Origin of the sequence: Kocuria salsicia (assembly GCF_007681555.1) — a bacterium.
GTDB lineage: Bacteria > Actinomycetota > Actinomycetes > Actinomycetales > Micrococcaceae > Kocuria > Kocuria salsicia.
On the sequence record NZ_VELE01000019.1, the window covers coordinates 1 to 9280 of the forward strand.

The following is a 9280-nucleotide window of genomic DNA, read 5'->3' on the forward strand; positions in this document are numbered from 1 at the left end:
GACACCGACGCGCCGCCCCAGGTCGCACCACGCCTACACCCTCATCTGTGAAGAGCCCCAAAACGAGCCCGTGGAGCGCCCAGTGGAACAGTCGCAGGGACCGAGACGCGTGCGGTTCCGCAGACACGGGGTAAAGAGTCTCCTATCTTTTTTGTTGTATCCCTGTTCACCCTCGAATCAGTGGTGCTAGTGTATTCAAAGGGAGGGACATCAGACGCCTCTCTTTTGAGACCATTATCAGGGAGTGTGCAATGACTGAGATCTACTCGACAGATACAGACTCGGGCACCATCTCGGTGCTCGAAAGCAACGGCGAGTCGGTTTACAAGATCGCCTCGATCCAGGTCGGTAACGCGCCGCGCGGCAGCGTCAGATTCACCTCTGATGGGCGCGGTTACGTCTCCAACACGAGCACGAACACCGTCTCCGAGATCGACGGGCTGACTCATGAGGAGACCCGGCGGATTCAAGTCGGCAACGGCCCGCGCGGCCTCTTCATCGTCGGCAAGGAGAAGTACCTGCTCGTCTCGAACTCGGGTTCGGACACCCTGTCGGTGGTGGATCTGGAGCATGGTGAGGAGATCCGCCAGATCGAGATCGGTCGGGACCCCCGCCACATGATCGTCGCGGACGGTTTCGCCTACATTTCACTCTGGGGCGAAGGTTCCATTGCTAAGGTCGACGTCAGCACCCTCGACAGCGGCGACGTGGACGGGGTCAAGGTGGTCAACACCATCATGCTGGCACCCCACACCTTCCCCTACAGTCTGAACATCGACAACACCCGAGGCCTGGCCTTCGTTGCATGCAACGCGATCCAGAACATCCCCGTCATTGACCTGGCAACCGATCGCGTCCACGCTGACATCCCTGTGCGCGCAGGCGGCGTTCGGGCTGTCACGTTCACACCCGACCACAAGTACGCGCTGGCCAGCCTGGAGCGCGACAACTCGGTTGCCGTGATCGACCTCGAGAGCCTGTCCGTGACTCGCTACCTCGAGGCTGGCCCCGCACCGCGCGGGGTAGTGTCTGACTCTGACGGCACCATCTACGCCGCTGCCTTCTCCCGGGCCACGGTCATGAAGCTGGACGTCCCCGATTGGGGCGGCCATGGAGTCACAGTCATCCGGACCGCTGACACCGACCTGTCTGACCCGAACAGCGAGGTAGTGACCGAGACGGTTCCGGTGGGCTTTGGTCCCTGCAGCGTCTCGGTGTTCGACCCGGCAGCTGCGCGACTGGCACGTGAGACGAAGACTGCGCAGGCGGTCTCCGTCTGATCCGTCGACATCTAGACTGCCGAGGGGGCGCCGTCGCCAGCAGTCGGCGACGGCGCCCCCTCACCCAGTTTGGTTCGTGAACGGAAAGCGATGCACTTCAGCCAACTCTACTCATGGGCAATTCCGCCAGCAAAGTACGAACTCGACCTACCAGCGGCGCGGGAGAAAAGGACTCTGTCCGCCGAGTCGTTCACTCATCTCCGCGCAGAGCGGCAGCCAGAGTTCTGCCCGCCCTGGATCCAGGGAGCAACCCTTGGGTGGCGCATCAACTCTCCAATTGACATCACTCTCTCCCCACTGCGCCAGGTTGAGATCGCAGGAGGCGAGCAGACCAGCGAGTCTGCGCGGGCCGTGGGCATGAACCAGGTCTGGGTTCGGGACTCTGCAACCCTGGCTGTTGAGCAGCGGGCCTGGTTGACGAGTTATGAGTTCGAGACCAGCCAGGGAAGCCAGACCATGTTCCTGCCCAACGGACTCGACACCGTTGAATGGCGTCTCGGCTGGTCTGCAACAACAGCCGACGACTTCGGGCTACTAGTGGTGCCCTCCCCGGAAACACCCGATCTAGGTGTCCAAATCGGCCTGTTTTCCTCGGCAACTATTGAGCGACTCCACAGCACCGGGATGAGCATCGCGATCTCCCCGCGGTGCGAACTGACCCTCTCCCGAGGTGATGAAATCGCTCGTCTGATACCCATCTCCCGTGAGGCTCTACGCCTGTGAACGGGTCCGTGCGACGAGGTTCAGCGGCACCAGTCATAGAGGTATTTTCGCTCGCGCATGCCCGGCAGATCGCTGTCCAGGCACAAGGCCTAGAGCGACATTCTGCGCGACGCCAGCCCATGTCGGTCGCATCCGCGGTCGAGAGGGTGGGGTGCGTCCAGCTAGACGCGCTCCAGGCGGTACGTCGTTCTCATGAGCTGGTTCTCCTGTCTCGTGGCGTCTCAACTCGAGACGTCAATCTCGCGCACGACACCTCAGCGGGTCTGTTCGAGACGTGGGGCCACGCTCATTCCCTTCTCCCACAGCGTCTGTGGCCCGTGTGGAGCTGGCGTCGGCACCAAATCAAGAAGCACGGACTCACCGGTTCACAGCCCGACCTCCAGGTAATCAAACAGGTATTGAATCGGATCGAAGAATCGGGCCCCTCGACCCTGAACGATCTTGGGCGGAGCTCGGGGGTCGGCTGGGAGCGGTCCAGCCCCGCGAAGACCGCATGCGAGTGGTTACTTAGCATCGGTGAACTCGCCGTGGTGAACAGAGACGCCGGGTGGCGCCGGGTCTACCGAACACCAGCTCAGGCGGGATTGCCCCACCCTGACCAGGTCGACCCAGCCGAGGGCCTCAGGCAAGCAGTGCTGGCTGCTCTGCAAGTGCTAGGGATCTCAACGGCCAAGCACGTACGTGACTACTTTAGATTTCCCCGAGACGTGAACATCGCGGCACTCGCTCGGAGTTGTGGGTACGACGTTGTGCGCGTGCATGGGAGCGATGAGGAGTGGTTCGTTGACCGCAACTCGCTGGAGTCAACGACTGGATACACACTAGACCCTTCCGACGTCATTCCTCTCTCCCCTTTTGATTCGCTGATATGGACGCGTTCGAGACAACAGTTCCTGTTCGGAAAGACTTATCTACTTGAGGCGTACAAACCCGCCAGCAGAAGGGAGTTCGGATACTTCTCGATGCCGCTCCTGCTCGGTGATCGAATCATCGGACGCGTCGCGGCTAGACGTTATGAGGGTAAGTTGATAGTGGAGAATTTTGAGTGCGACTCTGACATTGAGGGGGATGCGGTGCGCGCGTCCGTGGAGCAGCAGCTCAACCGCTGGACGGCAGGGGATACGCCATGACAAGTTCACGCAGCTACCGAAGGCTCATTACGGACCGGGAGATAGGTCCACTACTGTTTGCTGCCAACTTCGGTCGACTCTCTGGGGGGCTCGTCCCCTTTGGCCTAGTGGCCTTCTACAGCGACCGTCAAGAGTACACCCACGCTGGGGTGGCGGCAGCGACTCTGATGGTGGTCAGTTCACTCACCGCCCCCTACAAGGGGCGCTTGATCACAAGGCACTCTCCGCGAGCAACCATCGTACCCATGTCACTTGTGTTCGCCCTTCTTCTGGGGACAGGGGTGGCTCTGAATGCTGCCGGGGCCTCGTTCGTGGTGGCGATGGCCGGCATCGTGAGCGGAGCCGCGATCGCACCCCCGACGCCGGCGGTCGTACGTGCCATCTGGACCAATGTCGCAGAGACACCTTCAACGAACCGGGCGTTGCATGCGCTGGACTCGACCACGGAAGAACTGACCTTCGCAATTAGCCCCTTGATCACGAGCGCGCTGTGGGCAACGGTTGGTGCCTTCTGGTCAATCCCGGTGGGCCTCTGCGCCGGAGTGCTCGGGAACGTGGCTATCGTCGCACTGGCATCCCGGCCGGAAGCCAGTAGTCATGCCCTGATGACTCAGCCATTATCAGCATCGCCTGTGCCAGAGGAGCCCCTCGATCCGGCGAGCTCGCCCTCAAAGGGGAGTGTCTACCTCCAACCGGCTGCAGTAGGTTTGTTGCTGCCAATGGTCGGCCTTGGGGTTGCAATGGGTGGCCTGAGTCTGATCCTCCCAGCATGGTCTGGGCAGAACCTTGGTGCCGAAGCGGTGTCGGGGGTACTGCTGAGTATCACCAGCTTTGCTGGGTTCCTAGCTGGCCTCGCGTTCGGGAAACTCCCAGTCGGCCGTGTATCCGCTCGGGTTCAGTACCAAGGGGCTGCCGCTCTCATAGCAGTGGGAGTGCTCCTCTTCATGGTTAGCGAAGGGCTCGTTCTGGCAGTTCTTGGAGCAATCTGTTTGGGTGTAGGCATGACACCGATGTTCATCGCCTCATACATAATGGTGGGCGACTATTTCGCTGATGCATCCCACACTGAGATGAATGCGGCGTTGGGATCCTCTTTCAATATTGGCGACGGTATAGCGACCGCGGCCTGCGGTTTTGCCTTGGTCGCATTGGGAACTAGCAATGTGCTCCTGGCGCTGGCCGTATGTACCATCGCCCTCGCGGCGGCCTCAGTCTTACTACCCCGTATCGCTGTCACACAGACTGCCCGGAAGGGGTGACCGAAGGTGCGGAAAACATTGACTCGCGAGTTCGTCGACACGGGGTACGATGCGACGCCGATGGTGCCATGCTCCGAGTTCAACGACATTTTCGACTTGCAGGGTCTTCCCGGGGCGGTCTTCTGCTCCCGAGAAGAAGAAGCCGTCGCGGTGGGAGCAGGTCTGCACATCGCTGGGCGACGTCCGTTGGTTCTGATGCAGTCCTCCGGACTGATGTCCTCGCTCAACACGGTCGGCTCGCTTCTCGTGGCCTATGCACTGCCAGTCACCCTCCTCGTCGCCATGCGTGGCGGCGCGGGCGAACAGAACCCCGCACAGGTCCCGACAGGTCGCGCGGTCCAGCCAGCCTTAGGAGCACTCGGTTGCGCCATGATTAGTTGCCGTGCCGACACACTTCTGCCGACTCTGAGAGCCATCCGGCTAGACCTCACCTCGAACGCTTCTCCGACAGTGGTTCTTCTGACATGAGCGGCGGACACGAAAATCTTGGGGTCGATCCGGCAGAGGTCTTCGCCCAGATCAATGCCTGCCCGAAGACGGGTCAGGTCATTTGTCACCTCGGGCCCATTGCCCATATCGCTATGAGGAGGCTCGCCCCAGGACGACTACTGCCGCTGCTGGGATCCATGGGGATGGTTCTCCCTTTGGGCTTGGGGGTTGCGTTAGGTCGTACGGGGCGAGTCACAGCAGTCGAAGGGGATGGCGGTCTCCTCATGTGTCTCGGTTCGCTTTCCACCATCGCGAGCCAGGCCCCGCCGAACCTTCTCTGCATCATCCTCGATAACAACGGGTACAGGACAACTGGAGGCCAACCAACCACCCTGGAGCCCGGCGGAGGGATCGTACGGCTACTCATTGCGTCGGGGTTCACGAACGTGCGCACGGTTTCTACCTTGGAGGATCTCAAGGACGCCCTCGACTGGGGATGTGAGCCGGGCTTGAGAGCCATTGTTTGCCTGACCTGCGACCCAGCTCACGCACCACCAGCTCCTGCATGCAACCCTCGGAGTTTGGCTCGCGAATTCGCACGATCCACGCACCTCGGGTGACTGGCTGAGCCGCTGCCCCAATGGAGCACAGGTGACGAGACAAGCTGCTTCTGGCTCGGGACTGCTGTACACGGACGCGCTGGGTTGTTGCATCGAAGGGCGGCTACACTCGCCCGCTCGTGCCGCTTGTCGCCTGGAACCAATGACGCACTGGGTTGCTGGTCGAACTTGTTAGAAACTAGGGCGGCAGTGAATTGTTCGAACTGTCGATCGGAGGCGGTAGTGGATCACGAGTGGGCATTGGCCGAGCTCCGCAGCTTCATCCAGATGACGAGTCTGCGTCAGCCCTCCTCTACGGGCGGGGTGGTTTTCCTGGGGGACTTCGCCACGCCCGTGGCGCCGACGAGCGAGATCATCGCCGCGGCGCAGATCGTCGAGAAGATCCTCGACCGCGTCCTGCCACGGTGGCGGACTGAAGTGCCGGATGATGGAAAGGAGCGTTGGGCCCGTCACCGACAGGCTGCGATACGAGCGGTGGCCGAGCTGGAGCGCCAGGAAGAGGTCGCGGAGCGTCTAGGCGATAACGCGCCGACGATCAGCGCCGGAGGGATGCACCCCTGGGCCTGGGAGGCGGCCCGCTCTCTTTGGCAGTCCGGTCACTATCGCGAGGCGGTCAGGGCCGCCGCAGTCAAGATCAACGCCGAGACGCAGAACAAGGTCTCTCGTCGTGATGTGGCAGAGACAGATCTGTTCAAACAGGCGTACAGCGACGATGATCCGCAACCCGGCAAGTCCCGCCTCCGGCCAGAGGGTGACGACGGTGGCAAAACAGCACGTTCCGTGCGACGAGGGATTGCTGCCTACGCAGAAGGATGCTTCGCTGCGATCCGCAATCCAGCTAGTCATGACGCTCTGGAGGAGGCACCCGAGCAGACCGCCTTGGAGCAGTTGGCAGCTCTGAGTGTTTTGGCGCGCTGGATCGACGGCAGCTCTGTAGAGAGCGCGCAGCCGCAGTAGTCCGGTCGACTGAGTCCGACCGCCAAGTACGCGCATCTGTTGCTGACGTCGCGCAGTAGTGTCCGCCCTGTCGGCGGCCTGCGCCTCGATGCGCCATTAAGCGTTGCACTCTTCGCGTCGTTCATCGCCCCGACCCATAGTCCAGCCACCTGCACTCGCGCTGCCTTGGTGCAAGTACGGTCCTATTTGCACCCCCGCGGGTCAGCGCGAGCTGGCCGTTCCGTAGCCAACCAAGAGTGGGTCTAATAAATGAGATAATGTCTGTTATGTCATGGATAGGCCGGTAGGGTGGCCACCATGTCCGAAACCACCCAGCTCACCGCCCGCGGCCCTCGTACGACGAACGCTGCGGTCCATGCGGGGCTGCTCGGCGCGTGGGTGGCGTCCTACCCCTCACCGAACACCCAGGCCTCCTACACCCGGGACGCCCACCTGTTCTGTCAGTTCCTCGACGCCGGCGGTGTTGACCTGCTGGCCGCCACCCGCGCGCACCTCGATGTCTTCGCTCGGGCGCGCACGGCAGCTGGGGACGCGGACACCACCTTGGCCCGCCGGCTGGCCGCGGTCTCCGCGTTCTACACCTACGCGATCACCGTGGACGCGGTGACCACGAACCCGGCCCAGCACGTGGCACGGCCGGCGGTGGATCAGGACCACACCACCACCGCAGCATTGAGCAGACGAGAAGCCATGCGCCTGCTAGACGCCGCGGTGGCCGACTCCCCCAGATCACACGCCCTGGTGGATCTGCTGCTGTCCACCGGGGTGCGGATCACTGAGGCACTGACCTCCACGGAGGCCGGACTGTTCCGGGACCGGCTGGTCATCCGCCGCAAAGGCGGGAAAAAAGCCGTCGTCGCCCTGCCCGAACACACCGCCACCACGCTCTACGGACTCGTCGGGATCATGGGCACCAACGTAGCCACCGGGCACGAGACAGACCGGTTGATCTTCACCACCCGCACCGGGGCCCCCTGGGCCAGAACCAACGCCCACACCACCCTCACCCGCCTGGCCACCCGCGCGGGGATCACCAAACCCATGTCCTCCCACGTGCTGCGCCACACCCACGCCACCCTCGCCCTAGACCTCGGGGTGCCCCTGCACCACCTCCAAGACTCCCTCGGCCACGCCGACCCACGCACCACACGCCGCTACGACCACTCCCGAAAACGCCTGGCCAACTCCAGCGCCCACACCGTCGGGGCCCTCTTCAGTTAAATGGCTCTTCACGAACGAGGGTGTAGCGCGGGTCTGAACCCTCCGGCTTCGAGCAGCGACCGAGCGATGTAGTGGGTGAGGTTGCGGAAGCCGAGGGCGGAGCCGCGGAGGTGTTCGAGTCGCCCGTTGATGGCCTCGGTCGGGCCGTTGCTGGTGCCGGGGCGGTCGAAGAACGCGAGAATGTCGCCCGCCCGCTGCTTCATGGTCCGGCCGAGCTTGCGGACCTCGACGAGCGCCGCGGGAACGCCGCTGCTGATCGCAGCGATCACCTCCTGCATCATCGCCTTCGCTTTCTTCTTGTCGGGCTCCCGATAGGCCGCGACGATGCGCTGGTAGATGCCCCAGGTCGCCTCGACCTCGACGTGCTCCTCGCTCGCGAACACTGCGTCCAGGCGTGCCCGCTGCCGGTCGGTGAGCAGGCTCGCCCCGGTGTGCAGGGTGCGGCGGGCTTTGTAGAGCGGGTCGCCCTTGAGCCCGCGGTGACCGGTGGTGTCTTGCTGGACCCGACGCCGGCAGACATCCAGCGCGTCGCCGGCGAGGCGGACCACGTGGAACGGGTCCATGACGGGGACGGCGTCGGGGAGTTCCTCGGCGGCAGCGGTCTTGAACCCGGCGAAGCCGTCCATCGCGACCACCTCGATCCGCTTCGCCCAGTCCGCAGGGCGGGCGGCGAGCCACTGCTTGAACACCGCCTTGGAGCGGCCCTCGACCATGTCCAGCAGCCTCGCCGGCCCGGTCTTGTTCCTCGCGGGCGTGAGGTCGATGATCACGGTGACGTACTTGTCGCCCAGCCTCGTGTGTCGCCAGACGTGCTCGTCGACACCGCTCGTGGTGACCCCGTCGAACCGGGCGGGGTCGTCGATCAGGCGCCGCTTGCCTTCCGCGAGGACGGCGGCGTTCGCGGCACTCCAGGACACCCCGAGACCTGCGGCGACGCGGGTGACGGTGAGGTGGTCGATGACGATGCCCCGCAGCGCCCACTCCAGGCCGCCGCGGGAGATCTTCGCACGCGGCGCCGCTGCCCGCGTCATGTCCTGCCGCCACGTGCGCCGGCAGTGTCCGCACCGGTACCGGCGCACCCGCACCAGCAGGGTCGTCGGCCGGTGCCCGAACGGCTCGTGCGCCAGTCGACGCGTGACCGTGTCCCGCGGCACGCCCTCGACACCGCACTTCCGACACCACGGGTCGTCCTCGACGACGCGGCATTCGATCGTGGCCCGATCCGGCTCGATCAGCTGGCCGACGGCGACGAGGCCGAGCTCGTCGAGGCGGCAGAACGTGGTCAGGTCAGGGGTCGCGAAAGTAGGGTGGAGCACGTCGAGGTCTTTCGGGATGGCGAGCGTGAAGAACTTCCATCATCCGGGAGACCTCGACCCCTACCCAGCCACCGACGCGCTCAACCGACTACACCCTCGTTCGTGAAGAGCCAATCCGGCTCTTCACAATTCGGGGTGTAGGTGTGGTCTGAATCCGCCGGCTTCGAGGAGTGCGCGGGCGATGTAGTTGGTGAGGTTGCGGAAGCCGAGGGCCAGGCCACGCAGGTGCTCGAGGCGACCGTTCACGGCTTCGGTAGGTCCGTTGCTCGTGCGCGGCCGGTCGAAGTAGGCCAGGACGTCGCAGGCGCGTCTGGTCAGGGTGCGGCCGAGCTTGCGCAGTTCTAC

10 protein-coding genes are annotated in these 9280 nt (G+C 63.6%); 8 read left to right on the forward strand and 2 right to left on the reverse strand.

Going from position 1 to position 9280, the window contains the following annotated elements; genetic code table 11:
- Positions 1-251 precede the first annotated feature (251 nt).
- From FS770_RS13330 to FS770_RS13365, 8 genes are all read left to right on the forward strand, one after another.
- The gene (locus FS770_RS13330; protein ID WP_145012682.1) at positions 252-1280 is read left to right on the forward strand and encodes a YVTN family beta-propeller repeat protein; all 1029 of its coding nucleotides are present in this window, start codon (positions 252-254) and stop codon (positions 1278-1280) included.
- Positions 1281-1370: 90 nt separating this feature from the next.
- Positions 1371-2003, forward strand: coding sequence for a hypothetical protein (locus FS770_RS13335; protein WP_145012685.1), 633 nt, complete (start codon positions 1371-1373; stop codon positions 2001-2003).
- A gap of 119 nt (positions 2004-2122) precedes the next feature.
- Positions 2123-3133: a DNA glycosylase AlkZ-like family protein gene (locus FS770_RS13340; protein ID WP_145012687.1), complete on the forward strand. Its 1011-nt coding sequence runs from the start codon at positions 2123-2125 to the stop codon at positions 3131-3133.
- The gene (locus FS770_RS13345) at positions 3130-4392 is read left to right on the forward strand and encodes an MFS transporter (RefSeq protein WP_342353667.1); all 1263 of its coding nucleotides are present in this window, start codon (positions 3130-3132) and stop codon (positions 4390-4392) included. Before FS770_RS13340 ends, FS770_RS13345 begins: the two co-directional genes overlap by 4 nt.
- An 18-nt stretch (positions 4393-4410) precedes the next feature.
- Positions 4411-4860 carry a hypothetical protein gene (locus FS770_RS13350; protein ID WP_145012693.1) on the forward strand — a complete coding sequence of 150 codons (450 nt, stop codon included), beginning with the start codon at positions 4411-4413 and terminating at the stop codon, positions 4858-4860.
- A 113-nt stretch (positions 4861-4973) separates the two neighbouring features.
- The gene (locus FS770_RS14350) at positions 4974-5441 is read left to right on the forward strand and encodes a thiamine pyrophosphate-dependent enzyme (RefSeq protein WP_425323843.1); all 468 of its coding nucleotides are present in this window, start codon (positions 4974-4976) and stop codon (positions 5439-5441) included.
- Positions 5442-5663: 222 nt separating this feature from the next.
- Positions 5664-6398 carry a TIGR02391 family protein gene (locus tag FS770_RS13360; RefSeq protein ID WP_244944940.1) on the forward strand — a complete coding sequence of 245 codons (735 nt, stop codon included), beginning with the start codon at positions 5664-5666 and terminating at the stop codon, positions 6396-6398.
- Positions 6399-6695: 297 nt separating this feature from the next.
- On the forward strand, positions 6696-7619 hold the full coding sequence (locus FS770_RS13365) for a tyrosine-type recombinase/integrase (RefSeq protein WP_145012699.1): 924 nt from the start codon (positions 6696-6698) through the stop codon (positions 7617-7619).
- Positions 7620-7627: 8 nt separating this feature from the next.
- Here the strand turns inward: FS770_RS13365 and FS770_RS13370 are convergent, their stop codons facing one another.
- Together FS770_RS13370 and FS770_RS13375 are read right to left on the reverse strand one after the other, a co-directional pair.
- Positions 7628-8935, reverse strand: a complete 1308-nt coding sequence (locus tag FS770_RS13370) for an ISL3 family transposase (protein ID WP_145012702.1) — start codon at positions 8933-8935, stop codon at positions 7628-7630.
- A gap of 123 nt (positions 8936-9058) precedes the next feature.
- Positions 9059-9280: transposase (locus tag FS770_RS13375; protein ID WP_145012705.1), on the reverse strand; the 222-nt coding region annotated here is incomplete at its 5' end.

Bases quoted from the DNA above. Each gene is read 5' to 3' on its own strand.
- FS770_RS13345 (WP_342353667.1), top strand. From the start codon at position 3,130: ATGACAAGTTCACGCAGCTACCGAAGGCTCATTACGGACCGGGAGATA.
- FS770_RS13340 (WP_145012687.1), top strand. From the start codon at position 2,123: ATGTCGGTCGCATCCGCGGTCGAGAGGGTGGGGTGCGTCCAGCTAGAC.
- FS770_RS13335 (WP_145012685.1), top strand. From the start codon at position 1,371: ATGCACTTCAGCCAACTCTACTCATGGGCAATTCCGCCAGCAAAGTAC.
- FS770_RS13365 (WP_145012699.1), top strand. From the start codon at position 6,696: ATGTCCGAAACCACCCAGCTCACCGCCCGCGGCCCTCGTACGACGAAC.
- FS770_RS13330 (WP_145012682.1), top strand. From the start codon at position 252: ATGACTGAGATCTACTCGACAGATACAGACTCGGGCACCATCTCGGTG.
- FS770_RS14350 (WP_425323843.1), top strand. From the start codon at position 4,974: ATGAGGAGGCTCGCCCCAGGACGACTACTGCCGCTGCTGGGATCCATG.